Origin of the sequence: Nocardia puris (genome assembly GCF_003315035.1) — a bacterium.
GTDB classification, from domain to species: domain Bacteria; phylum Actinomycetota; class Actinomycetes; order Mycobacteriales; family Mycobacteriaceae; genus Nocardia; species Nocardia puris.
On the sequence record NZ_QNRE01000001.1, the window covers coordinates 909,505 to 932,761 of the forward strand.

General features: G+C 69.8%; 24 protein-coding genes and 2 tRNA genes. 10 read left to right on the forward strand and 16 right to left on the reverse strand.

Annotated features, from left to right (window positions below):
- Nucleotides 1-101: 101 nt before the first annotated feature.
- Entirely contained in the window at nt 102-284 is a 183-nt protein-coding gene (locus DFR74_RS37915; protein ID WP_232331742.1) for a type II toxin-antitoxin system RelE/ParE family toxin, read from the forward strand.
- 82 nt (nt 285-366) lie between these two features.
- Nucleotides 367-696, forward strand: a complete 330-nt coding sequence (locus tag DFR74_RS04170) for a helix-turn-helix domain-containing protein (RefSeq protein WP_067508939.1) — start codon at nt 367-369, stop codon at nt 694-696.
- 60 nt (nt 697-756) lie between these two features.
- Here the strand turns inward: DFR74_RS04170 and DFR74_RS04175 are convergent, their stop codons facing one another.
- From DFR74_RS04175 to DFR74_RS04190, 4 genes are read right to left on the reverse strand one after another with little or no spacing between them, the layout of a single operon-like run.
- A complete protein-coding gene (locus DFR74_RS04175; RefSeq protein WP_067508937.1) occupies nt 757-1,635 on the reverse strand; it encodes an alpha/beta fold hydrolase in 879 nt (292 codons plus the stop codon).
- Nucleotides 1,636-1,687: 52 nt separating this feature from the next.
- Nucleotides 1,688-1,930, reverse strand: coding sequence for a hypothetical protein (locus DFR74_RS04180; protein WP_067508935.1), 243 nt, complete (start codon nt 1,928-1,930; stop codon nt 1,688-1,690).
- A 53-nt stretch (nt 1,931-1,983) separates the two neighbouring features.
- Nucleotides 1,984-2,667, reverse strand: a complete 684-nt coding sequence (locus DFR74_RS04185) for a uracil-DNA glycosylase (protein WP_067508933.1) — start codon at nt 2,665-2,667, stop codon at nt 1,984-1,986.
- An 11-nt stretch (nt 2,668-2,678) separates the two neighbouring features.
- Nucleotides 2,679-3,674 (reverse strand): thiamine-phosphate kinase, encoded by a 996-nt coding sequence (locus tag DFR74_RS04190; protein WP_084537586.1) that lies wholly within the window; start codon nt 3,672-3,674, stop codon nt 2,679-2,681.
- 350 nt (nt 3,675-4,024) lie between these two features.
- Here DFR74_RS04190 and DFR74_RS04195 point away from each other — a divergent pair, with 350 nt between their 5' ends.
- Entirely contained in the window at nt 4,025-4,636 is a 612-nt protein-coding gene (locus DFR74_RS04195) for a DUF3515 domain-containing protein (RefSeq protein WP_113974969.1), read from the forward strand.
- A 15-nt stretch (nt 4,637-4,651) separates the two neighbouring features.
- Here the strand turns inward: DFR74_RS04195 and DFR74_RS04200 are convergent, their stop codons facing one another.
- The 3 genes from DFR74_RS04200 to DFR74_RS04210 are packed head-to-tail and all read right to left on the reverse strand — an operon-like array spanning nt 4,652 to nt 7,145.
- The gene (locus DFR74_RS04200) at nt 4,652-4,960 is read right to left on the reverse strand and encodes a DUF6191 domain-containing protein (RefSeq protein WP_067508929.1); all 309 of its coding nucleotides are present in this window, start codon (nt 4,958-4,960) and stop codon (nt 4,652-4,654) included.
- Between the two features lie 30 nt (nt 4,961-4,990).
- Nucleotides 4,991-6,082, reverse strand: a complete 1,092-nt coding sequence (locus DFR74_RS04205; RefSeq protein WP_067508928.1) for a D-alanine--D-alanine ligase family protein — start codon at nt 6,080-6,082, stop codon at nt 4,991-4,993.
- Nucleotides 6,083-6,134: 52 nt separating this feature from the next.
- Nucleotides 6,135-7,145: an NAD(P)H-dependent glycerol-3-phosphate dehydrogenase gene (locus DFR74_RS04210; RefSeq protein ID WP_067508926.1), complete on the reverse strand. Its 1,011-nt coding sequence runs from the start codon at nt 7,143-7,145 to the stop codon at nt 6,135-6,137.
- A gap of 50 nt (nt 7,146-7,195) precedes the next feature.
- On the opposite strand from DFR74_RS04210, the gene cofC reads away from it, so the two are divergent.
- From cofC to DFR74_RS04225, 3 genes are all read left to right on the forward strand, one after another.
- Nucleotides 7,196-7,879: a 2-phospho-L-lactate guanylyltransferase gene (gene cofC / locus DFR74_RS04215; protein WP_084537573.1), complete on the forward strand. Its 684-nt coding sequence runs from the start codon at nt 7,196-7,198 to the stop codon at nt 7,877-7,879.
- A 72-nt stretch (nt 7,880-7,951) separates the two neighbouring features.
- Complete coding sequence (locus DFR74_RS04220; protein WP_067508922.1) at nt 7,952-10,123, forward strand: RNA degradosome polyphosphate kinase; 2,172 nt, start codon at nt 7,952-7,954, stop codon at nt 10,121-10,123.
- 20 nt (nt 10,124-10,143) lie between these two features.
- On the forward strand, nt 10,144-11,091 hold the full coding sequence (locus DFR74_RS04225) for an NUDIX hydrolase (RefSeq protein WP_067508919.1): 948 nt from the start codon (nt 10,144-10,146) through the stop codon (nt 11,089-11,091).
- A 136-nt stretch (nt 11,092-11,227) separates the two neighbouring features.
- Here the strand turns inward: DFR74_RS04225 and DFR74_RS04230 are convergent, their stop codons facing one another.
- The 3 genes from DFR74_RS04230 to leuC form a co-directional block, all read right to left on the reverse strand.
- The gene (locus tag DFR74_RS04230) at nt 11,228-11,875 is read right to left on the reverse strand and encodes an HU family DNA-binding protein (RefSeq protein WP_067508917.1); all 648 of its coding nucleotides are present in this window, start codon (nt 11,873-11,875) and stop codon (nt 11,228-11,230) included.
- Nucleotides 11,876-12,032: 157 nt separating this feature from the next.
- Nucleotides 12,033-12,641 (reverse strand): 3-isopropylmalate dehydratase small subunit, encoded by a 609-nt coding sequence (gene leuD, locus DFR74_RS04235; protein ID WP_067508915.1) that lies wholly within the window; start codon nt 12,639-12,641, stop codon nt 12,033-12,035.
- A gap of 37 nt (nt 12,642-12,678) precedes the next feature.
- Nucleotides 12,679-14,103 (reverse strand): 3-isopropylmalate dehydratase large subunit, encoded by a 1,425-nt coding sequence (gene leuC / locus DFR74_RS04240; RefSeq protein ID WP_067508914.1) that lies wholly within the window; start codon nt 14,101-14,103, stop codon nt 12,679-12,681.
- A gap of 178 nt (nt 14,104-14,281) precedes the next feature.
- Here leuC and DFR74_RS04245 point away from each other — a divergent pair, with 178 nt between their 5' ends.
- From DFR74_RS04245 to DFR74_RS04255, 3 genes are all read left to right on the forward strand, one after another.
- The gene (locus tag DFR74_RS04245) at nt 14,282-14,983 is read left to right on the forward strand and encodes an IclR family transcriptional regulator (RefSeq protein WP_067508912.1); all 702 of its coding nucleotides are present in this window, start codon (nt 14,282-14,284) and stop codon (nt 14,981-14,983) included.
- A 32-nt stretch (nt 14,984-15,015) separates the two neighbouring features.
- Nucleotides 15,016-15,516: a pyridoxamine 5'-phosphate oxidase family protein gene (locus tag DFR74_RS04250; RefSeq protein WP_067508910.1), complete on the forward strand. Its 501-nt coding sequence runs from the start codon at nt 15,016-15,018 to the stop codon at nt 15,514-15,516.
- A 530-nt stretch (nt 15,517-16,046) separates the two neighbouring features.
- Nucleotides 16,047-16,232 (forward strand): DUF5302 domain-containing protein, encoded by a 186-nt coding sequence (locus DFR74_RS04255; protein WP_067508908.1) that lies wholly within the window; start codon nt 16,047-16,049, stop codon nt 16,230-16,232.
- A 559-nt stretch (nt 16,233-16,791) separates the two neighbouring features.
- Here DFR74_RS04255 and DFR74_RS04260 read toward each other — a convergent pair.
- The 4 genes from DFR74_RS04260 to DFR74_RS04275 form a co-directional block, all read right to left on the reverse strand.
- A tRNA-Glu gene (locus tag DFR74_RS04260) sits at nt 16,792-16,864 on the reverse strand.
- Nucleotides 16,865-17,018: 154 nt separating this feature from the next.
- Nucleotides 17,019-17,090 (reverse strand) — tRNA-Gln (locus DFR74_RS04265).
- A gap of 202 nt (nt 17,091-17,292) precedes the next feature.
- Nucleotides 17,293-18,768 carry a glutamate--tRNA ligase gene (gene gltX, locus DFR74_RS04270; RefSeq protein ID WP_067508906.1) on the reverse strand — a complete coding sequence of 492 codons (1,476 nt, stop codon included), beginning with the start codon at nt 18,766-18,768 and terminating at the stop codon, nt 17,293-17,295.
- A gap of 14 nt (nt 18,769-18,782) precedes the next feature.
- Complete coding sequence (locus tag DFR74_RS04275) at nt 18,783-19,571, reverse strand: fumarylacetoacetate hydrolase family protein (protein WP_067508904.1); 789 nt, start codon at nt 19,569-19,571, stop codon at nt 18,783-18,785.
- Between the two features lie 171 nt (nt 19,572-19,742).
- Here DFR74_RS04275 and DFR74_RS04280 point away from each other — a divergent pair, with 171 nt between their 5' ends.
- Nucleotides 19,743-20,921 carry an MFS transporter gene (locus tag DFR74_RS04280; RefSeq protein WP_067508901.1) on the forward strand — a complete coding sequence of 393 codons (1,179 nt, stop codon included), beginning with the start codon at nt 19,743-19,745 and terminating at the stop codon, nt 20,919-20,921.
- A gap of 381 nt (nt 20,922-21,302) precedes the next feature.
- Here the strand turns inward: DFR74_RS04280 and DFR74_RS04285 are convergent, their stop codons facing one another.
- Entirely contained in the window at nt 21,303-21,890 is a 588-nt protein-coding gene (locus DFR74_RS04285; RefSeq protein ID WP_067508899.1) for a Uma2 family endonuclease, read from the reverse strand.
- A 104-nt stretch (nt 21,891-21,994) separates the two neighbouring features.
- Nucleotides 21,995-23,002: a 3-isopropylmalate dehydrogenase gene (locus DFR74_RS04290; RefSeq protein ID WP_067508897.1), complete on the reverse strand. Its 1,008-nt coding sequence runs from the start codon at nt 23,000-23,002 to the stop codon at nt 21,995-21,997.
- Between the last annotated feature and the right edge of the window lie 255 nt (nt 23,003-23,257).

Sequence of the window (23,257 nt, forward strand, 5' to 3'; positions counted from 1 at the left end):
AGGAGGAAACTCGGAGAGACGCCGAGAGGAGCGAAACCGATGCCACGTGTCGGCAAGGGCGCGTGGAGATCTGTATAGCTGAAGACGACGGCTGGTTCCGCGTGTTCTACGTCGCCGATATCGGCGGGAAAGTATGCATCCTTCACGGCTTCCAGAAGAAGTCCAACCAGACTCCGAAGTCAGCCATTGATGTCGGTGCCAGGCGGTACCGGCAAGCTGTGGAAGAGTCCCAGCAACGAAGACAGGAACCGGGCTCGCACGGCCGCCAGGTCCGTGCGAGATGAACGGCACGACAAAGAGCTATACGGCGTGACCATCTCTCGCTCCCCAGCGCATAGTGGACGGTCCGGAACAAGAGGCAATCTCATGACCAGGCAGCAGGAGAACACTCAGCAGGAGTACGCATCGGTCTTCGATGCCTTGGCAGACACCCCTGCCGAGGCGGAAAACCTCGAGGTCAGGTCTCAGTTGATGCGCGCGATCCGCGATCGAATCGATGAGTTCGGCTGGTCGCAGCAGGTCGCGGCGGACAACCTCGGCGTGACGCAACCACGGATCTCGGAACTGAAGAACGGCAAACTGAGCCGGTTCTCGATCGATGTGCTCGTGAATCTCGCGACCAAGGTCGGGTTGGTGGTGGAAGTGCGTGTGGTCGAGGCGAATTCAGCACCGTCGACACGTCATGTCGATGCTTGAGACGTAGCAGAGGCCCGCCGGGTCGAGCCGACGCCTAGCCTCCGTTCGCACGAACATCTGTCAGTCCGCTACCGCCTCCACCACGAACTCGGCGACCGCGTCGGTGAAGGCGTCGTTGTCGTCGCCCGCGGCGGTGTGGGCGGCGCCGCCGATCTCGGCGAGCCGGGCGTGCGGGACCAGTGCCAGGAAGGCGGCCGCGCCCTCCTCGCTCACCACATCGGACTGGACGCCGCGGACCAGCAGGACCGGGATGGTGAGGGAGCGCGCGGCGGCCTCCATCGACTCGATCATCGCGGAGGGGTCCTCCACGCGGTCGCGGAGCATGTCCGGGTCCCAGTGCCAGTACCAGCGGCCGTCGCGCTCGCGCAGATTGCGGCGCAGGCCGTCAGTGTTCTTCGGGCGCGGGCGGTGCGGAAGGTACTCGGCGACGGCGTCGGCGGCCTGCTCGAGGGTGTCGAACCCGTCGCGGTGCTTGCCGAGGAAGTCGATGACGCGCTCCACGCCCGTGCGCTCGGGCCGGGTGACGATGTCCACCAGCACCAGCGCGCGGATGAGCGGCCCGGCCGGCGACCGCGTGGCGAGCAGGCTGGTCACACCGCCCATACTCGCGCCGACCACCACCGCGCCGTTCGCCGGCGTCGCGCCCAGTTGTTCGAGGATGAGGCCCAGGTCGGCGACCATCGTGGCGCGGGAGTAGTCGCGGTCGGGCGCCCACTGGCTGTCGCCGTGGCCGCGGGCGTCGACGGTGACGACCTGCAACCCGGAGGCGGCCAGCTTCGCGCCGGTCGCCTTCCACGAGTGCCTGGTCTGGCCACCACCGTGCAGAAAGACGACGAGCTGGCCGTCAACCGGTCCGAACCGGTCGGCGGCCAGCTCCAGCCCGCCCGAACCGCGCAGGGTGAGGCGGGTCGGTTCGAGCAGATAGTTCGCTTTACTCACGATCCGAGCATCGCACAAGCGCTCGCTCGGGTCTACGGGAGATGCGCCGGAATCAGCAGTCCAGCACCATGGCGCTGAAGGTGCGCTGGAACAGGCACGCGACCTTCGCGTTCACCGACGCGGAGATGGTGGAGGACCCGAACGAGGTGAACTCCTCGGCTACCTGCGTGTTCGCGACCGGCTCGGTGTAAGGCTCGAGCGGCAGCGGCGCCGCGCTCGCCGACGCCATGCCACCGGCCAGCGCGGCCGTGACGGCCAGGGTGGCGGTGACGCCGCGAACGGTGTTGTGCTGCATGGAATTGCTCCTCATCTGGGGTAACTCGGTGGTGCGGATATCGGGCGGAGAAGTCAGGGCAGGCGCCAGTCGACGGGTTCGGCGCCCAGCTCGTCGAGCAGTTCGTTCACGCGCGAGAACGGGCGCGAACCGAAGAACCCGCGCGAGGCGGACAGCGGCGAGGGGTGGGCCGACTCGATGTAGGGCACCTCGGCCTCGCTCAGCAGTGGCTCGAGGGTGGAGGCGTCGCGGCCCCACAGGATCGCGACCAGCGGCTCGTCGCGCGCGACCAGCGCGCGGATGGCCTGCTCGGTGACCGCCTCCCAGCCCTTGCCGCGATGCGAGGCGGGCTGGCCGGGCGAGACGGTGAGCACCCTGTTCAGCAGCAGCACACCCTGGTCGGACCACGGGCTCAGGTCGCCGCAGGACGGGGTGGGGTGGCCGAGGTCCTTGTGCAGCTCGGTGAAAATGTTGGCGAGACTGCGCGGCACCGGCGAAACATCCGGCGCGACAGAGAAACTCAGCCCCATCGCGTGGCCGGGCGTCGGGTACGGGTCCTGGCCGACGATGAGCACGCGGACCTTGTCGAAGGGGCGCTGGAAGGCGCGCAGCACGTTCTCACCGGCGGGTAGGTAGCCGCGGCCCGCGGCGTTCTCCGCGCGCAGGAACTCGCCCATCTCCCTGATGCGGTCCGCGACCGGTTCCAGCGCCTGCGCCCAGCCCGGGTCCATGATCTCCGACAGTGGTTTCGCGCCCATGACCGCACAACTTAGCGTGATCGGGGTCCGGATGCCGAGTCCACCCCACCGAAGGATTCCCAGCCGCCCGCGCCGGGCCTGCGCGTCCCGTCGACGGTGACGCCCTCACCTGCCGTGACGACGCCGATCGCGCGCCAACCGGGGGGCAGGTCCGCGTCACCGGGCCAGGTGCCCGCGAAAGCATGGTCCTCGCCGCCGGTCAGAATCCATTGCGCCGCATCGTCATCCAGGGCGCGTGCGAAGCGCTCGAGTTCCGGGTCGCGTAACGCACCGGCGGACAGGTCGATCGCGACACCGGACGCAGCGGCGATGTGGCCGAGGTCGGCGAGCAGGCCGTCGGAGACGTCGGTGAGGGATCGGCAGCCGCGCCACCCCTCCCCCAGCACCGCGTCGTAGGGGGGCTGCGGAACACGATGGGCGGCAAGGATTTCGGCGAATTCGTCGCCGGTGCGGTCCTGTCGCAGTGCGGCGAGTCCGGCCGCCGACCAGCCGAGGCGTCCCGCGACGGCGACCCGATCGCCGGGGCGCGCGCCCGAGCGCAGCACCGGCTCGCGGCCGCGCGGATCGCCGAACGCCGTCACCGAGATCACCAGCTCGGGGCTGCGCACCAGATCACCGCCCGCGATGGACGCGCCCGCGCGCCCGGCCTCGGCCCACATGCCGTCGGCGAGGGCGTCGATCACGTCGACGGGGGTATCGGCGGGGCAGCCGAGCGCCACCACGAACGCCGAGGGCGCCGCGCCCATCGCCACCACATCGGCGGCGTTCTGCGCGATCGCCTTCCGCCCGATATCGCGGGGGCCGGACCAGTCGCGGCGGAAGTGCCGGCCCTCCACCAGCATGTCGGTGGTGACGACGAACCGGCCGTCCGGCGCCGCGATCAGCGCCGCGTCGTCGCCGGGGCCGAGCAGCACGCCCGGCGCTTGCACCCGGTGTGCGTTGATGCGGTCGATCAGCGCGAACTCCCCCAGCTCGCGTACCGTCCGCCGCGCCGCGCTCTCGCCGATGACCCGTCCCTTCCCGAGGTGATGCCGCCTGGAATCGGCTCGACGGTACCCTGTGCTGGGCGATCGAAACCACCGGCCCGGTGGGCGTGAACAGGAAGGACCGCACAGCGATGGCGTCGGACCCGACGGACGGTGACGCGAAGGACGCGCAGACGCCGCGCACCGCCGGGGAGAGTGACGCGGTGGGCGCGGGCGGCCAGGACGCCGAGACCGGAACCGCCGATTCGGCGGGCGACGCGGGCTCCGGCGCGAAGTCCGAGCACGCCGAATCCGAGAGCGGATCGGCAGAGGACAGGGGATCGGAATCCCTGAGGGCCTCCGACGATTCCTCCGCCACCCCAGCGGTTTCCATGAGCAAAGGCGAGGGCGGCGGACCCGCCGAGGGCGCCGCGTCCGCCGAGGACACCGGGTCCGACGACAAGGCATCCCCCTCCTACCCACCCGCGCTGATCGCGACCGCCGTCGCCCTGCCGGTCGTGCTGATCGTCGGCATCCTGGTGGCCGCCGTGCTGGCCCGCAACATGCCGGTCGAACGCGAGCCGCTCGCCCTCGGCCCCGTGCCCGCACCCGCCGCCGAGAGCGAGACCTGCCTGGCTCTGCTGCCCGCGCTGCCCGCCGAACTCGGCGAGTACACCAAAGCGACCCTGGTGGAACCGGCCCCGCAGGCCACCCGCGCGTGGCAGCCGGAGGAGGGCGGCGACCCGATCGTGCTGCGCTGCGGCCTGGACCGCCCCCTGGAGTTCAACCGCGCCTCGCCGCTACAGATCGTGAACGGCGTCCAGTGGTTCCAGGTCCGCGACGACGTCGCCGCCACCGGCACCTGGTTCGCCGTCGACCGCGAAACCTACATCGCCCTCACCGTCCCCGACGCCTACGGCCCCACCCCCCTCCAGGTCGTCTCCGACACCATCGCCGCCACCCTCCCCGCCAAGGACATCGACCCGGGCCCCCTCCCCAACTGACCCGCAGAGCGGCTGTCAGTCGCGAACTTCAGCCGGGGCGATCGTCACCTTTCCCGAGCCCAGGTCCACCCGAACCGGTCCCGGCGCACCCGCGCTCTCGTCCTCGCGCAGGAGCGAGGTGGTGCGGCGCTGGTCGAGTTCCAGGTGGCGGGCGCTGTTGAAGACGGCGTCGAACTGTTCGAAGCCGACGGCCGAGACCGGGCGGCCGTCGCCGCGCATCCACGGCACCAGGGCACGGCCGGTCGCCCTGCGCCACATCACCTCCGCGAACGACAGCGCGATGAGCAGCAGCGCCAACCCCGGAATCGTGGCCGCGATCACCATGATTCGAGCGTACACGCCGCGAAGCGACCCTCAGCGCAACCCGGTCCCCCGCGCGACCGCCGTCTCCACCAGCGTCGACACCAGCGTCGCGTAGTCGACCCCGCTGGCCTCCCACATGCGCGGGTACAGCGAGATCGACGTGAAGCCGGGCATGGTGTTGATCTCGTTGATGATCGGACCCCGGTCGGTGACGAAGAAGTCGACGCGGGCCAGCCCCTGGCAGTCCAGGGCGCGGAAGGCGCGCACGGCGAGTTCGCGGATCTGCTCGGACACGTCGTCGTCGAGCTTGGCGGGCACGTCGAATTCGCAGACGTCGTCGAGGTACTTGGTCTCGAAGTCGTAGAACTCGGGGGCGTCGTCGTCGGGCATCCGGATCTCGGCGACCACGCTGGCCGCCACCCGGCCGTCCGGGAACTCCAGCACCCCGCACTCCACTTCGCGGCCGACGATGCCCGCCTCCACGATCACCTTCGGATCGTGCGCGCGCGCCACGGCGATCGCGGCGTCGAGCGCCGTCCAGTCGTCCACTTTGGTGATGCCGATCGAGGATCCGGCCCGCGCGGGCTTGACGAATACCGGCAGCCCGAGCAGGTCGCGCTCGTCCTCGGTCAGCGTCGCGACGCCCGGGCGCAGCACCACCTGGGTGCCCACCGGCAGCCCGTCGGCGGCGAGCAGCTTCTTCGTGAACTCCTTGTCCATGCCCGCCGCGCTGGCGAGCACGCCCGGCCCGACATAGGGCACGCCCGCGAGCTCGAGCATCCCTTGCAGGGTGCCGTCCTCGCCGAACGGGCCGTGCAGGATCGGGAACACCACGTCCACGGAACCGAGCGCGGCGGCGGGATCGTCCAGCGGCACCAGCGAGCCCGCGCGCTGCGGATCGGTGGTGAGTGTGAGCGCGGTGCCGGAGGCGTCCACCGACGGCAGCTCATCGCCGGTGCGGCGCAGCGCGGACGGGTCGGTGCTGCCCAGCACCCACGCGCCGCCGGTGGTGATGCCGATCGGCACCGGCTCGTACTTGTCCCGATCCAGGTGGGCGAGCACGCTACCGGCCGACAGACACGACACGGCGTGCTCGTTGCTGCGCCCACCGAACACCACAGCGACCCTGATCCGGTTCGTCATGCACCGAACCGTACCCGCACGGGCGCGCGGTGCCGTCCACCCCCGTGAGGGCTCACTCCGGTTTGATGCGCCTGCCGAGCAGGCTGCCCACCGCGTCGGCCACCGAGAGGCCCTCGTGACAGACCTGGTGCACGGCGTTGGTCAGCGGCATCTCGACGTCATTGGCCGCCGCCAGCGCGCGCACCGATGTGCAGGACTTCACACCCTCGGCCACCTGTCCATGGGTGGCCTCCTGCGCCGCCTCCATCGACCCGCCCGCGCCGAGCACGTGCCCGAACGACCGGTTGCGCGACAGGGGCGAGGTGCAGGTGGCGACCAGATCGCCCACCCCGGCCAGGCCGGCCAGCGTCACCGGATTCGCGCCGAGCGCCACCCCTAGGCGGATGATCTCGGCGAGCCCGCGGGTGATGAGGCTGGCGATCGAGTTGTCGCCCAGCCCCATTCCGGAGGCGATGCCGCACGCCAGCGCGATCACGTTCTTGCACGCGCCGCCGATCTCGCAGCCCACCACATCGGTGTTGGTGTAGGGCCGGAAGTACCCGGTGTAGCTGGCCCGCTGCACCGCCACCGCGCGGTCGGCGTCGGAACAGGCCACCACCGTGGCCGCGGGCTGCCCGGCCGCGATCTCCTTGGCCAGGTTCGGCCCCGAGAGCACCGCCACACGGCTCTCCTCGGCACCGGTGACCTCCGCGATCACCTGGCTCATGCGCAGCAGCGTGCCGGTCTCGATGCCCTTGGCCAGGCTCAGCAGCGTGGCGTCATTGCGCTCGATCGTGTTGCGCAGCGCGGGTTTCCACACCTCGAGATTCGCGCGCAAAGACTGGGACGGCACGGCGAGCACCACGATCTCGGCGCCCTCGAGCGCGCGCTCGTGGTCGTCGGTGGCCGCGACCGGAGGCAGCTGCACATCGGGCAGATACAACGGGTTGCGGTGCTCGGTGGCGAGCGCCTCGGCCACCTCGGCGCGGCGCGCCCAGATGGTCACGTCGGTACCCGCGTCGGCCAACACCTTCGCGAACGCCGTCCCCCACGATCCCGCACCAAGTACCGCAGCCCTCGTCATCAGCCCACTATGCCACGAGCGATATGCGGCGCCGTGGAAGGATTGGACCCATGCGTTCGCACGCCGTGCACGCCGTGATCGCGGTCAAGAGCCTCGATCTGGCCAAGAGCCGACTGTCCGACCGGCTGCGCCCGGAGCACCGGGCGCGGCTGGTGCTGGCCATGCTCGGCGACACCGTCACCGCCGCCTCGGCCACACCGCAGGTCCGGTCGGTCACGGTGGTCACCCCCGACCCGGCGGTCGCCGAGCTGGCGCGCGACCTCGGGGCGCAAGTGCACCCCGAACCGCGCATCGCCGATTCCGACGGGCTCAACACCGCGCTGTCCGACGCCGCCGCCGCGCTGCGCGAGCGCCACGGACCGGTCGAACTGCTCGCGCTGCAAGCGGATCTGCCCGCGCTGCGCCCCGCCGAACTCTCCGACATGATCGCCACCGCGCCCCCCGGCCACCGGTCGGTCGTGATCGACCACGCGGGCACCGGCACCGCCGCACTGCTGGTCCGCGATCCGCAGGCGCCACTGGATCCGCGCTTCGGCGCGGGCTCGGCGCGCAGGCACGTCGCGGCCGGCGCCGTCGCGCTGGCGGGCGCCTGGCCGGGCCTGCGGCTCGACGTCGACACCGCCGAGGATCTCGCCGCCGCGGCCGCACTCGGCACCGGTCCGGCCACCCGCGCCGCCCTCCTCGACATCGGCTGGTCCGATCGCGTTCACGCGCCGGTTCGCCGCGTGTGCTAGCGGATCGCCGCACCCGGTGTGATCCGCTCGCGAATCCCGGTGTCGGCCTGCACACGCGGCCGCTCGTAGGGGATGATCGTTGACGTGAGCGATACGGAAACCGTCAAGCAACAGCTGCTGCCCACACCGCCCCCCGCCGCGACACCACTGGAGGCCGAGACGGCCACACAGCAGTTGCCACGTGATCGCTACCTCAACCGCGAGCTGAGTTGGCTCGACTTCAACGCGCGCGTGCTCGCCCTCGCCGAGGACGAGTCGCTGCCGTTGCTCGAACGCGCCAAATTCCTGGCGATCTTCGCCTCGAACCTGGACGAGTTCTACATGGTGCGCGTGGCCGGGCTCAAACGCCGCGCGGAGACCGGTCTGTCGGTGCGCTCGGCCGACGGGCGTTCGCCCAGCGAACAACTGGAGTTGATCACCGCGCGCAGCCAGGAGATCGCCGTCCGGCACGCCGGGGTGTTCCTGGACTCGGTGCTGCCCGCACTCACCACCGAGGGCATCGCCATCATCGACTGGGCGCATCTGGACGACGAGGAGCGCACCCGCCTCTCGGCCTACTTCCAGGATCAGGTGTTCCCGGTCCTGACGCCGCTGGCCGTCGACCCGGCGCACCCCTTCCCCTACATCAGCGGCCTGAGTCTCAACCTCGCGGTGACGGTCAAGGATTCGGTCACCGGCGGCGAGCACTTCGCCAGGGTGAAGGTGCCCGACAATGTCGACCGGTTCGTGCGAGTGCGCCGCACCGCGTCCGGCTCGCCGGTGGCCGCCTTCCTGCCGATGGAAGAGCTCATCGCCGCGCACCTGGATCTGCTGTTCCCCGGGATGGAAGTGGTGGAGCACCACTCCTTCCGGATCACCCGCAACGCCGACTTCGAGGTCGACGAGGACCGCGACGAGGACTTGCTGCAAGCGCTGGAACGCGAACTGGCGCGCCGCCGTTTCGGTTCGCCGGTGCGGCTCGAGGTCTCCGATGACATGACCGAGCACATGCTCGATCTGCTGCTGCGCGAACTCGACGTGGACCCCGCCGACGTGGTGCAGGTGCCCGGCCTGCTCGACCTGTCCTGCCTGTGGCAGGTGTACGGGGTGGACCGGCCCAATCTCAAGGACGCGCCGTACGTTCCGGCCACCCCGCCCGCGTTCGGCGAGCGCGAGACGCCGCGCAACGTCTTCCAGGCGCTGCGCGAGGGCGACGTGCTGGTGCACCACCCCTACGACTCGTTCTCCACCAGCGTGCAGCGCTTCATCGAGCAGGCCGCGGCCGACCCGCAGGTGCTGGCGATCAAGCAGACGCTGTACCGCACCTCCGGCGATTCGCCGATCGTCAACGCGCTCATCGACGCCGCCGAGGCGGGCAAGCAGGTCGTCGCGCTGGTCGAGATCAAGGCGCGCTTCGACGAACAGGCGAACATCAAGTGGGCGCGCCAGCTCGAACAGGCCGGCGTGCACGTGGTGTACGGATTGATCGGCCTCAAGACGCACTGCAAGACCTGCCTGGTGGTGCGCCGTGAGGGCTCCACCATCCGCCGCTACTGCCACATCGGCACCGGCAACTACAACCCGAAGACCGCACGCCTCTACGAGGACGTCGGATTGCTCACGGCCGCACCGGAAATCGGCGCCGACCTGACCGACCTGTTCAACTCACTCACCGGATACTCGCGAAAAGCCAACTACCGCAACCTTCTCGTGGCGCCGCAGGGTGTGCGCGCGGGCATCATCGAACGCATCCAGCGGGAGATCGAACTCGCCGCCCAGGGCCACGACGCGCGAATCCGCTTGAAGGCCAACGCGATCGTCGACGAGCAGGTGATCGACGCGCTCTACCGCGCCTCGCAGGCGGGCGTGCCCGTGCAGATCGTGGTGCGCGGCATCTGCGGGCTGCGCCCGGGTGTTCCCGGCATGAGCGACAACATCGAGGTGCGCTCGATCCTCGGCCGCTTCCTCGAGCATTCGCGGGTGCTGCACTTCCAGGCGCAGGACGAGTACTGGATCGGCAGCGCCGACATGATGCACCGCAACCTCGACCGCCGGGTGGAGGTGATGGCACAGGTGAAGGACCCGAAGCTGGCCGAGCAGCTGGGGGGTGTCTTCGATTCGGCGCTCTATCCGACCACCCGGTGCTGGGTGCTGCAGGCCGACGGCAGTTGGCACGCCGCACCGGAACCGGGCGGCGCCGACGGTGAACGGGTCCGCGACCACCAAGAGTTCCTGATGCGATTGCGGCGGCCCGGACAGCAGTGAACGCGACAACCGGATACGCGATGGACGGCGCACCGATCTGGGATCCCCGAGTACGAGCCAACATCCACGCGGCGGGTGCGCTGCTGTGGCGGCGCGGGGCGAAGAAGCGCGGCGGCGTGGAGATCGCCGTCGTGCACCGGCCCAAGTACCAGGACTGGTCACTGCCGAAAGGCAAGCTGGACCCCGGTGAGACGCCCGTGCTTGCCGCCGTGCGCGAGGTGCGAGAGGAGACGGGCATCGACTCGCGGCTGGGCCGCTACCTCGGCCACGTCACATACCCGATCCCCGGGCACCGCAAACTGAAACGGGTGGACTACTGGGCGGCGCAGGCCACCGCGGGCGAGTTCGCCGCCAACTCGGAGGTGGACCTGCTGCGCTGGTATCCGCTGGACCGGGTGATGGACGAACTGTCCTATCCGATGGACCGCCAGGTGGTGCGCGCGTTCAGCAGGCTGCCCGCGGCCACCGACACCCTGCTGCTGGTCCGGCACGCGAAAGCCGGTCGCCGGGAACGGTTCGACGGCCCCGACGATCAGCGCCCGCTCGAACCCGCCGGGCGCGAGCAGGCCCGCGGGCTGGTGCCGAATCTGCTCGCTTTCGGTGCGGCCGAGGTGTATTCGGCCGATCCGCTGCGCTGCGTGCAGACGGTGGAGCCGCTGGCCGACAAGCTCGGCGCCGAGATCCACCGCGAGCCGCTGCTGTCCGAAACCGGTTACGCCGCAGCGCCGAAGAAGGCGCGCGAGCGGGCGCTGGAGCTGATCCCCGACGGCACCGTGCGGGTGGTGTGCAGCCAGGGCAAGGTGATTCCCGATCTGATGCGGTGGTGGGCCGAGCGCGACGGCGTCACCCTGCCGCCCGCGCGCAACCGCAAGGGCAGCGTCTGGGTGCTCTCGTTCCACCAGGGCGCGATGGTGGCCGCCGACCACCTGGACCGGTCGCTGTCGACCGGCGTCGTGAAGGCCGATTAGGGGGCGATTAGGGGATCGTGCGGGGATCCGGTCGGTGAAAACCGGACGCGCACAGCCGAAACGGCCCCGGGGCGAACCCCGGGGCCGTTTCCGGTCCGTATGACGTGTCCGTGCCGGCCGGGCCGCCGGCGCGAACTCAGCGAGCGCGGCGGGCGGGAGCCTTCTTCGCCGCGGTCTTCTTGGCGGGCGCCTTCTTGGCGGCCGTCGTCTTCTTGGCGGCGGTGGCCTTGGCGGCGGTGGTCTTCTTCGCCGCCGTGGTCTTCTTGGCCGCGGCCGTCGTCTTCTTGGCGGCGGTCGTGGTCTTCTTGGCCGCCGTCTTGCGCGCGGTGGTCTTGGCGGGAGCCTTGGCCGCCGCCTTGCGCGCCGTGGTCTTGGCGGGAGCCTTGGTGGCGGTCGCCTTCTTGGCGGCGGTCTTCTTGGCCGCCGTCTTCTTCGCGGCCGCCTTCTTCGCCGCCACAGGGGCATTCGCGCCCCGCTTGACCGCAGGACCGCTCGCGGCGAGCTTCTGCTTACCCGCGATGACGGCCTTGAACTGGGCGCCGGGACGGAACGCGGGCACCGAAGTCGGCTTCACCTTGACGGTTTCACCGGTGCGCGGGTTCCTGGCAACACGGGCGGCACGCTTACGCTGTTCGAACACACCGAATCCGGTGATCGTGACGCTCTGCCCCTTGTGCACCGCGCGCACGATCGTGTCCACAACATGCTCGACTGCCGCGGTAGCCGTGCGCCTGTCCGTACCCAACTTTTCGGTCAGAACGTCGATCAGTTCCGCCTTGTTCATTGAATCCTCCGCAGACTAATGGCCCGTCGTCGGACCGACTAGGTACCACGGTAAACCCACATTGAGCAAGAGTCTATGTGCCACGCCAAAATTCATCGTGGTTTAGCACACGTCTAGCTACCGACCGCCATGGCGTCCAGCTATCGCTCGGGAACGATTAGGCCTGTGAAATGCGCGCGGGCAGGGTCGTGGGCTTCCAAGCCGGCCTTGCCTTTTCGTAGTCCGCGATGACGTCGCTACGGCGCAGCGTCAAGCCGATGTCGTCCAAACCCTCCAACAGACGCCAGCGCGTGTAGTCATCAATATCGAACGGCAACACGACGGTTCCCGCCGTGACGGTGCGCTCGCGCAGGTCTACAACCAATTCGAGACCGGGCTGTTCCTCGATCATCTTCCAGAGCATTTCGACATCGTTCTGTGACATCTGGGCCGCCAGCAGGCCCCCCTTGCCCGCATTGCCACGGAAGATGTCGGCGAACCGGGACGAGATCACGACTCGAAAGCCGTAGTCGGACAGCGCCCAAACGGCATGCTCGCGTGAGGAACCGGTACCGAAATCCGGACCCGCAACCAGCACACTACCCCGGTCGTAGGGCCCGGTGTTCAAAATGAAGCCCGGGTCCGACCGCCAGCCCGCGAAGAGGCCGTCCTCGAATCCGGTTCGGGTGACGCGCTTCAGATAGACGGCGGGGATGATCTGGTCGGTGTCGACGTTGGAGCGGCGCAGCGGCACGCCGATCCCCTTGTGCACGGTGAACGGTTGCATCGGAATCTCCTGGGTGAGTGAGGCGTCGGGGGCCGGGTCAGTTCAGATCCGCGGGCGCGGACAGCGTGCCCCGCACGGCTGTCGCGGCCGCCACCAGCGGGGAAACCAGGTGGGTGCGGCCACCTTTGCCCTGCCTGCCCTCGAAGTTGCGGTTGGAGGTGGAGGCGCAGCGCTGGCCCGGGGAAAGCTGATCGGGGTTCATTCCCAGGCACATCGAGCAACCCGCCTGCCGCCATTCGGCGCCCGCGGCGGTGAAAATCTCGCCCAATCCTTCTTTTTCCGCCTGCGCCCGCACCCGCATCGAGCCCGGTACAACCAGCATTCGCACACCCTCGGCGACGCGGCGTCCCTTCAAAATCCCGGCCACCGCGCGCAAATCCTCGATGCGCCCGTTGGTGCACGATCCGACGAATACGGTGTCGATCGGGATCTGCCGAAGCGGAGTTCCCGGCTCCAAATCCATGTACCGCAGCGCTTTCTCCGCGGCCTGGCGCTCGTTCTCGTCGGCAATGGCGGCCGGATCGGGGACGGCCTCGCCCAGCGGCAGGCCCTGGCCCGGGTTGGTGCCCCAGGTGACGAACGGCGTCAGCGCGCTGCCGTCGATGTGCACCTCGGCGTCGAAAACCGCGCCCTCGTCGGTCTTCAGCGCCTCCCACGCCGCGACCGCCGCGTCCCAGTCCGCGCCCTGCGGCGCGTGCGGGCGGCCCTTCAGGAACTCGTAGGTGATCTCGTCGGGGGCCACCATGCCGGCGCGGGCGCCCGCCTCGATGGACATGTTGCACATCGTCATCCGCGCCTCCATCGACATGGCGCGCACGGCCTCGCCGCGGTACTCCAGCACGTAGCCCTGGCCGCCGCCGGTCCCGATCTTCGCGATCACCGCCAGGATCACGTCTTTGGACGTGACGCCCTCGGCCAGCGTGCCGTCGATATTGACGGCCATCGTCTTGAACGGGCGCAGCGACAGCGTCTGGGTGGCGAGCACGTGCTCGACCTCGCTGGTGCCGATGCCCATCGCCAGCGCGCCGAACGCGCCGTGCGTGGAGGTGTGGCTGTCGCCGCACACCACGGTCATCCCGGGCTGGGTCAGGCCGAGCTGCGGGCCGACCACGTGCACGATGCCCTGATCCAGATCACCCATGGGGTGCAGGCGGACACCGAATTCCTCACAATTGCGGCGCAGCGTCTCGACCTGGGTCCGCGAGACGGGATCGGCGATGGGCTTATCGATATCGATGGTGGGGACGTTGTGGTCCTCGGTGGCGATGGTGAGGTCAAGGCGGCGCACCGGACGCCCGGCGGCGCGCAGGCCGTCGAACGCCTGGGGGCTGGTGACCTCGTGCACGAGGTGCAGATCGATGTAGATCAGATCGGGCTCGCGCGCGGCGCCCTCTCCCTCGCCGCGGACGACGACATGCTCTTCCCACACCTTCTCGGCCAGGGTGCGTGGGCGGTCGGCCATTCTCGGATCACCTTTCGGACGAGCAGCGGGGGGTTCGCGATCCGGGCTGGGCGCGCCGCTCCCGCTGCACAACGTTGTGGTCGCGTCGGCGGATACCTCGACCACCGGCGCCGCCGGGCTGCGGCGACATGCCAGACAGAGTTGACTATCTCAATATCCGAGACGCTAATATCGTTCTATGAGACAGCATAGCGGCATCGGCGTTCTCGACAAAGCAGTGGCGGTCCTGTACGCCGTCGCGGAGCATCCCTGCGGTCTCAACGAGCTGTGCACGCGCACCGGCCTGCCCCGCGCCACCGCGCACCGGCTGGCCGTGGGGCTGGAGGTGCACCGGTTGCTGGCCCGCGACAACAGCGGGACCTGGCGGCCCGGCCCCGCGCTGGCGGAGCTGGCGACGGGCGCGAGCGATCCGTTGCAGGAGGCGGCCTCGCTCATTCTGCCCCGCCTGCGCGAGATCACCGGCGAGAGCGTCCAGTTGTACCTGCGCGACGGCAACGCGCGCGTCTGCGTGGCCGCGATGGAACCGCCCTCCGGGTTGCGCGACACCGTACCGATCGGGGCGCGGCTACCGCTCACCGCGGGGTCGGCGGCGAAGGTGTTGGTCGCGTGGGCCGACGCCGAGGTGCAGCGCACCGTGCTGTCGGACGCCGTGTTCGGTGAGCGGGCGCTGGCCGAAGTGCGCAAGCGCGGGTGGGCGCAGAGCGCGGCCGAGCGCGCGGCGGGGGTGGCGAGCGTCTCGGCCCCGGTGCGCGATACGGCGGGCAATGTGGTGGCGGCGGTGTCGGTGTCGGGGCCGATCGACCGGATGGGCCGCAGGCCGGGGGCGCGGTGGGCAGCGGATCTGGTGGCCGCGGCCGACGCATTGCACAAGCGCCTGTAACAGGTTTCAGATTCGTTCTCTAGAGTTGGCTCATGGGAGTCAATCAACGGGCGCAGATCGTGATGTCCGAGGCCGAGGTGGCGGATTTCTTGGCGCGCAGCCGCATCGCGACGCTGGCCACCCTCGGCCCGCAGGGCACGCCGCACCTGACCGCGATGTGGTACGCGCTCATCGACGGTGAGATCTGGTTCGAGACCAAGGCCAAATCGCAGAAGGCGGTGAACCTGCGCCGCGACCCGCGCGTCACCTGCATGGTCGAGGCGGGCCAGACCTACGACCAGCTGCGCGGCGTCGCCCTCGAGGGCCGCGCCGAGATCGTCGACGACCCCGACCGCCTGTTCGCCGTCGGCGTGAGCGTCTGGGAGCGCTACACGGGCCCCTACTCCGAGGAGGTGCGCCCGCTGGTCGAGAACATGCTCCACAAGCGCGTCGCCGTCCGCGTGATCCCCACCCGCGTCCGCAGCTGGGACCACCGCAAACTGGGTTTGCCCGAACTGCCGCTCGGCGGCACGACGGCGGGGGCGCTGGACTGACGGCGGGGCGACCCACCTTTCGATCCGAGCGCGGTGCGATCGGCGTCGGTTCGAGAGCACCGCTCGAGGCCCGCACCCGCACCGCCATCACCAGCGCGGGTCGAGTCGGCGACGGTGCGCACGATCCCTCCGGGTGGTGACGCCTCCTCGCCCCGACGTCGCAGGTGGCATCGCCGCGCACCTTCGCACTTGCCGCCCTGAGCTCCGGTCCGGCATCGAACGCGCCGAGTGCCACACAGAGCGACCACCGCTCGTGCGCGATGCCGGCCTCCCCTGCCGGCCGCGACCGAGCACAGTGGGCCCACCAGCCGCGGCCGAATGCGACGCCCACGCACTCGTCGACCCGACGACACCCACGCACACGCAACCACCACTACCGAACGCGACGCCCACAGGGCGAGCCCGCGTGCCGGGGGAAATTGGGCTGACACGGTCGGCCGGGCGGACTAGCGTCGTGAGCGTTCGACACGATTCGGCTGGGCAGCGCCGCCCGTTAGCGGCGCGCGGCCGCGACGACAGGAGCAGCAGCCATGACGGAATCGGGTAATTCACACGGCAATGCCGACGAGGTGAAGCGCAAGTTCCGCGAGGCACTGGAACGCAAGAACGCCCATCACGCCCAGTCGGGAGGCGCCCACCTGGACGGCCACTCGAAGGCCAACGGCCCTCACAACGCCGCCAGCCACAAGCGCGAGTTCCGCCGCAAGAGCGGATAGAACCCGCCCCACCGCAACGGCCCGCCGCCAGCCCTTCCGGCAAGCGGCGGGCCGTTCCGCGTCAACGGCCGTCAGCCCGCAGCATCACACCCCGGCCGGCCACCCGAAGACCACGCACAAAGCCGCACTCCACCGAGCGCACCCACCACCACGCGGCGAAGCCCGCGAATCCCACCGGCAGATCAGCGAACGCAACCACCGACACCCAGCGACCGCCCCACAACTCCCCCAACCCTCGCCCACCACGCGGCGAAGCCCGCGAACACCGTCCACGCGAGACAACCACCAACAAACCCGCCGACATCCACCCAACGCACCACCAAGACGCGGCGAAGCCCGCGAACACCGTCCCCAAAGACGACCAACGACGCCCCCACCGATTCCCCACCAACGGAACCACCCCACCCCCGCAGCCACCCCACCCAACGCACCCACCACGACAAGGGGGGTCCGGGGGGCAACGCCCCGCCGGGCGGGGCCGCGGGGGCTGCGCCCCCGCAAAAGCATTGCGAAGCAAAAACGGCCCATGCTCTCCATGAGCATGGGCCGCCGATTTGCGTAGCCCCGACGGGATTCGAACCCGCGCTACCGCCTTGAGAGGGCGGCGTCCTAGGCCGCTAGACGACGGGGCCAGGACTGAATCATCCGATTTCTCGGTGATCCTCCGGTGTGGATCTTTCGATCCGGTGGAAGCTCGGTTAGCTTAGCGCACCGAAGCTCGGCGACCAAATCGCCGGATGCTGAACAACTTTCGGCCGCGAACCGAGAGCGATGCAACATTCTCCGCTGGGGTACCAGGACTCGAACCTAGAATGGCTGAACCAGAATCAGCTGTGTTGCCAATTACACCATACCCCAATGACCAGGCTCTTCGACCCCGCTACCTGGCTGGCTTCGGGGCCTCGTTCCGGCCGAGAAAGAGACTACCAAACCTCTGCCGGTAAACTACAAATCGCCTGGTCAAACCCACCTTTTCGAGCGCTCGGGCGGCCGTGTGCCGACCGGGTGGCGATCCCGGCCGGCACACGGGGCGGACGAAGGCCCCGCGACGTTCGGCCCGTCAGGCGCTCTGCGCCGACCACTCCCGCGCGGAGCGCAACCGCGCGAGGGTGGTGTCGCGGCCGAGCAGTTCGAGCGATTCGTACAGTGGCGGGCTGATGTGCGACCCGGTCACCCCGACCCGCACCGGCGCGAACGCCTTGCGCGGTTTGAGCCCCAGATCGTCGATGAGAGCGGTTTTCAGCGCCTCTTCGAGGGCCGGGGTGGTCCACTCGGCCACCGGCTCCAGCGCGGCGATCGCGGCGTCCAATACCGGGGTGGCGTCGGCGCCGAGATTCTTGGCGGCCGCGGCCTCGTCGACGGTGAACTCGTCCTCGGGCACGAACAGGAAACGCAGCAGCCCCCAGGCGTCGCCCAGGACGACGATCCTGGTCTGCACCAATTCGGCCGCCGCGGCGAACACCTTGTCGTCCACTTCGGCCCCGATGTGGCCCTGTGCGGTGAGGAACTCGCGCAGCCTGCGGGTGAAATCGCCGGGCTCCAGCAACCGAATGTGTTCGGCGTTGAGCGCGTCGGCCTTCTTCTGGTCGAATCGGGCCGGATTCGAATTCACTTTCGATATGTCGAAGGCCTCGACCATCTCCGCCATGGAGAACACGTCGTGGTCGTCGGCGATGCTCCAACCGAGTAGCGCGAGGTAATTCAGCAAACCCTCGGGGATGAATCCGCGGTCGCGGTGCGCGAACAGATTGGACTCCGGATCACGCTTGGACAACTTCTTGTTGCCCTGGCCCATCACGAACGGCAGGTGACCGAACTCGGGCGTGAACTCGGCGACCCCGATGCGCCGCAGCGCCGCGTACAGCGCGAGCTGGCGGGGCGTCGAGGAGAGCAGGTCTTCGCCGCGCAACACGTGGGTGATCCGCATGAGCGCGTCGTCGACGGGATTGACCAGCGTGTAGAGCGGGTCGCCGTTGCCGCGGGTGAGCGCGAAGTCGGGCACGGTGCCCGCCTTGAAGGTGGTCTCGCCGCGCACCAGATCGTTCCAGGTGAGATCTTCGTCGGGCATCCGCAACCGGATGACGGCGGGCCGTCCGGCGTCGCGGTACGCCTCGATCGCCTCGAGGGTGAGGTCGCGGTCGTAGTTGTCGTAGCCGAGCTTCGGATCGCGGCCCGCGGCCCGGTGGCGCGCCTCGACTTCCTCGGGGGTGGAGAAGGATTCGTACGCTTCGCCCGCTTCGAGCAACTTGCGCACCACATCCAGGTGGAGGTCGCGCCGCTGGGACTGACGGTAGGGGCCGTAGGGGCCGCCGACCTCGGGGCCTTCGTCCCAGGTGAGCCCGAGCCAGCGCAGCGCGTCGAGCAGCGACTGGTAGGACTCCTCGGAATCGCGTGCCGCGTCGGTGTCCTCGATGCGGAAGACGAACGTGCCGCCGGTGTGGCGCGCGTACGCCCAGTTGAACAGCGCCGTGCGGATCAGGCCGACGTGCGGCGTTCCGGTCGGCGACGGGCAGAATCGGACCCGTACTTGTGTCATGGCTCTCTTTCGATTCAGCGTTTGGCGGCAACGGGATTGGTGAGCGTGCCCAGGCCCGAGACGGTGACCGACACCTGTTGCCCGTGCACCATCGGGCCCACGCCTTCCGGTGTGCCGGTGAGGATCACGTCGCCGGGCAGCAGGGTCATGACCGCGCTCACCCATTCGACCAGGGCCGGAATATCGTGCAGCAGAAGCGAAGTGCGGCTGCGCTGGCGGACCTCGCCGTCGAGCTCGGTGACGATCTCGAGATCGGCCGGATCGAGGTCGGTCTCGATCCAGGGCCCGAGCGGGCAGAACGTGTCGTACCCCTTGGCGCGGGTCCACTGACCGTCCTGGCGCTGCTGGTCGCGGGCGGTGACGTCGTTCGCCACGGTGTAGCCGAGGATCACGTCCTTGGCGCGCGCGGCGGGCACGTCCTTGCACGGGCGGCCGATGACGACGGCGAGCTCGCCCTCGTAGTCGACCTGAGACGAGCTGGGCGGCAGGATGATCGGCGCGTTCGGGCCGACGATGGCGGTGCTCGGCTTCATGAAGATGACGGGCGTTTCCGGGGCGGGGCCGCCCATTTCGGCGGCGTGGGCGGCGTAGTTCTTGCCGACGCAGATCACCTTGCTCGCCAGGATGGGAGCGAGCAGGCGCACGTCGGCCAACGGCCAGGTGCGCCCGGTGAAGGTCGGCGTACCGAACGGGTGTTCGGCGATCTCCTTGGCGACGGCGGAACCGCCCGCGCCGCCGCCCCCCTCCCCCTCGATGCTGACGAACGCGACCCCATCGGGACTGGCAACTCGACCTAGACGCATGGCCGGAAGTCTATCGACCTGCCCGAACGCGCCCGACCGCGCGGTCGGATACCCCAGGCAGGCGGCACGCGCGCCATCCGGCGCGACAGCGGTGTCCGCGCGGGTGTAGCGTGAGCCCTGCGTTCATCTTATGGGAATAGAGTCCCAATATTTGAGATTGAGGTGAAGCCGATGGCTACCGTGACCGAGATCCGCGACTCCCGGATGTGGTCCATGCTCGGCCTCGGCGTGTTCGCGCAGGCGGCCAGCGCGATGTTCGTCCACGGCACTCCGTTCCTGCTGCCCGCGCTCACGTCGGGCGGGATGTCGCTGCCCGCCGCAGGGTTGCTGGTAGCCATGCCGACCGTCGGACTGGTGTGCACGCTCATCGCCTGGGGCTATGTGGTGGATCGCATAGGCGAGCGAAAGGTGTTGGTGGGCGGGCCTTTGGTGATGTTCGTCGCAGGATGCGCGGCCGCGACAGTGACGAACGAAATCGCCTTGGGCGCACTGCTGTTCCTCGGCGGCATCGGCGCGGCCAGCACGAACGGCGCGAGCGGCCGCGTGATCGTGGGCTGGTTCCCGCCGCACCGGCGCGGTCTGGCGATGGGTATCCGCCAGAGCGCGCAACCGCTCGGCGTCGGGCTGGGCGCGCTGGCGATCCCCGCCGTCGCTGGGGCGCACGGGGTTTCGGCCGCACTGCTGGTACCGGCCGTGATGGCCGGGGTGGCGGCGGGCGCCTGCTTCCTCGGCATCATCGATCCGCCGCGTCCGAAAGGCACCGCCGCCGACCGTGCCAATCCGTATCGCGGTGACGCGACACTCTGGCGCATTCACGCTGTGTCGATCCTGCTGTGCATCCCGCAGGGCACGCTGTGGACGTTCGCGCTGCTGTGGCTGCACCTGGACGCCGGCTGGTCGATCCCGGCCGCGAGCGCGCTGGTGGTGGTGACGCAGGTGCTGGGCGCGTTCGGCCGGATCGGCGCGGGCGCGTGGTCGGACCGCGTGGGCAGCAGGCTCGGCCCGCTGCGCACGGTGGCCGTGGCGGCCGTGATCTCCACGGGCGCCCTGGCTTTCGCGGCGTGGACGCACTGGTGGTGGGCGGCGATCCCCCTGCTGGTCGCGGCGTCGGTGATCACGGTCTCCGACAACGGTTTGGCGTTCACCGCCGTCGCCGAGCACGCCGGGCCGCACTGGAGCGGGCGGGGCCTGGGCATTCAGAACACCGGCCAGAACCTCGCGATCGCCGCCATCCCACCGGTTTTCGGCGCACTGATCACCGTCACCGGCTTCGAGGCCGCCTACCTGGCCGCCGCGCTGTGCGCGACGGCGGCGATCCCGCTCGTGCCGACCGAGCGCCGTTCTCGGTGACCCGCCGGTTTCCCCGGCAGACGGCGACCGACTCCGCGTGCGTGACGCCCGGCGGCGGCGGAAAAGCCGCCGAGGAACGCGAGTCCCGCGCCCGTATCAGGTGCCTCCGATCACGCACAGCACCGAACCTGCGCTCGCCGCAGCAGCTTCGCGGCCGAAACCCGGCGTCGCAACCGTCGACCGCTCGCCGCCCAGGCCGAGCCGAGCTCGGACGTTCGCAACGCTGCCGGAGGGGACGACCTCGCTGAAGCGACCGAGCGGTCGCCAGGAAAGCAGCGGTCGGTGACGCGACGGCGTAGAGGTGCGGAGCGTGGCGGCGACGAGCTGGGCGGCCCGATGCGTGACGAGACCCGCTGCGACAGAACCACGTTGGTGGAACACTCACACCTCGAGCAGCGCGGCCGGGTGCACGGTGACCCGAAAGTGGTTGTCCCGCCCGATTTTCGTGTCCAGGGTGGCGCCGGCGCCGACGGAGGGCGCGGACCGGTACATCTCCCCGTCGAGCACGAACGGGTGGATGCGGACGTCGGGGTGGTGCTCGACGATCCAGTAGTGCTGGATGCCGACCGCGGCGTACTCGCGCACCTTGCGCACGCGGTCGGTGCGTTCGCTGCCGGTGCCCGGCGCGATCACCTCGACGGCCAGGTGCACGGCCTCGCCCGGGATGACGCGGGGCGGCCCGGCGACGACGGCGGCGCGCACCACATCGCGCGGCACCACCACGATGTCGGGTCTGCGCACACCGCCGGGCGTGGTGATCGCCCAGCCGCCGCCCACGCACACGTGCACCGCGTGGTCGGCGCCCACGTCGAGGAAGCGCGCGAGCCGCTGCGTCACGTGATTGTGCCGGGCGCCGCGCACCAGTTCGACGAGCCAGCCGTCCTCGAGTTCGTAGCTCTTCCCGTCCTCGGGGAGGGTGTGCAGGTCCCGGACCGTGTACGGCCCGCATCCGCGTTTCGTTGTTCGCACCCGCCTCCCCTCTCATCCGGTCGCGCGTGTGGAACCACCGATGCTAGTGGCATACCCGCAAAAACGGCCCCGCACCGGCGGATGCGGGGCCGCTTACGACGAGGTCAGACCGAGGTGGCGATGCGATCGCCGATCTCCACGGTGGAGGCCGGGCCACCGCGCGAGGCCAGATCCTTGGCCACGGCCGCCTCGATGCGGGCGGCGTTCTCGGCATCGCCGAGGTGGTTGAGCAGCAGCGACACCGAGAGGATCGCGGCTGTCGGGTCGGCCTTCGACTGGCCGGCGATATCGGGCGCGCTGCCGTGCACCGGCTCGAACATGCTGGGGTTGGTGCCCGAGGCGTCGATATTGCCGCTGGCCGCCAGGCCGATGCCGCCGCTCACTGCCGCGGCGAGGTCGGTGATGATGTCGCCGAACAGGTTGTCGGTGACGATCACGTCGAAGCGGCCCGGATCGTTGACCATGTGGATGGTCGCCGCGTCGATGTGCTGGTAGGCGGTGGTGACGTCGGGGAACTCGGTGGCGACCTCGTCGACGGTGCGCTGCCACAGCGAGCCGGCGAAGGTGAGCACATTGTTCTTGTGCACCAGGGTCAGGTGCTTGCGACGGGCCTGGGCGGCGGCGAAGGCGTAGCGCACCACGCGCTCGATGCCGAAGCGGGTGTTGGTGCTGACCTCGGTGGCGACCTCGTGCGGGGTCTCGACGCGGATCGCGCCGCCGGTGCCGGTGTAGGGGCCCTCGGTGCCTTCGCGCACCACCACGAAGTCGATGTCGGGGGTGCCCGCGAGCGGGCTGGTGACGCCCGGGTACAGCTTGGAGGGGCGCAGATTCACGTGGTGGTCCAGCGCGAAGCGGGTGCGCAGCAGCAGGCCGCGCTCGAGCACCCCGCTGGGCACCGACGGGTCGCCGATCGCGCCGAGCAGGATGGCGTCGTGCTGCTTCAGCTCCGGCAGCACCGAGTCGGGCAGGATCTCGCCGGTCGCGTGGTAGCGCTTGACGCCCAGGTCGTAGTGGGTCTTCTCGACGCCGGGGACCACCACGTCGAGCACCTTGAGCGCCTCGGCGATGACCTCGGGACCGATCCCGTCGCCGGGGATGACAGCAAGCTTCATGACAACTCCGTTTCGTTATCGCCGTGACGCGCGGCGGGTGACCGGCGATGGTGCGCGTGCGGGCGGGACGAGGTACGTCCCGGGCGGCCCGCCCCGGTGCGGATCCGGGCGAGCGCCGAGCACCCGTCACGGTACTAGGTCGGCGGCCATTCGTGTCCATCCGGTAGGACCCGGTGACCACCATGCGGGATCGCCGGTCCGCCCGAGACGCGGCGCGCGCCGCCACCTTTCCGGTGACGGCGCGCGACTCGTGCG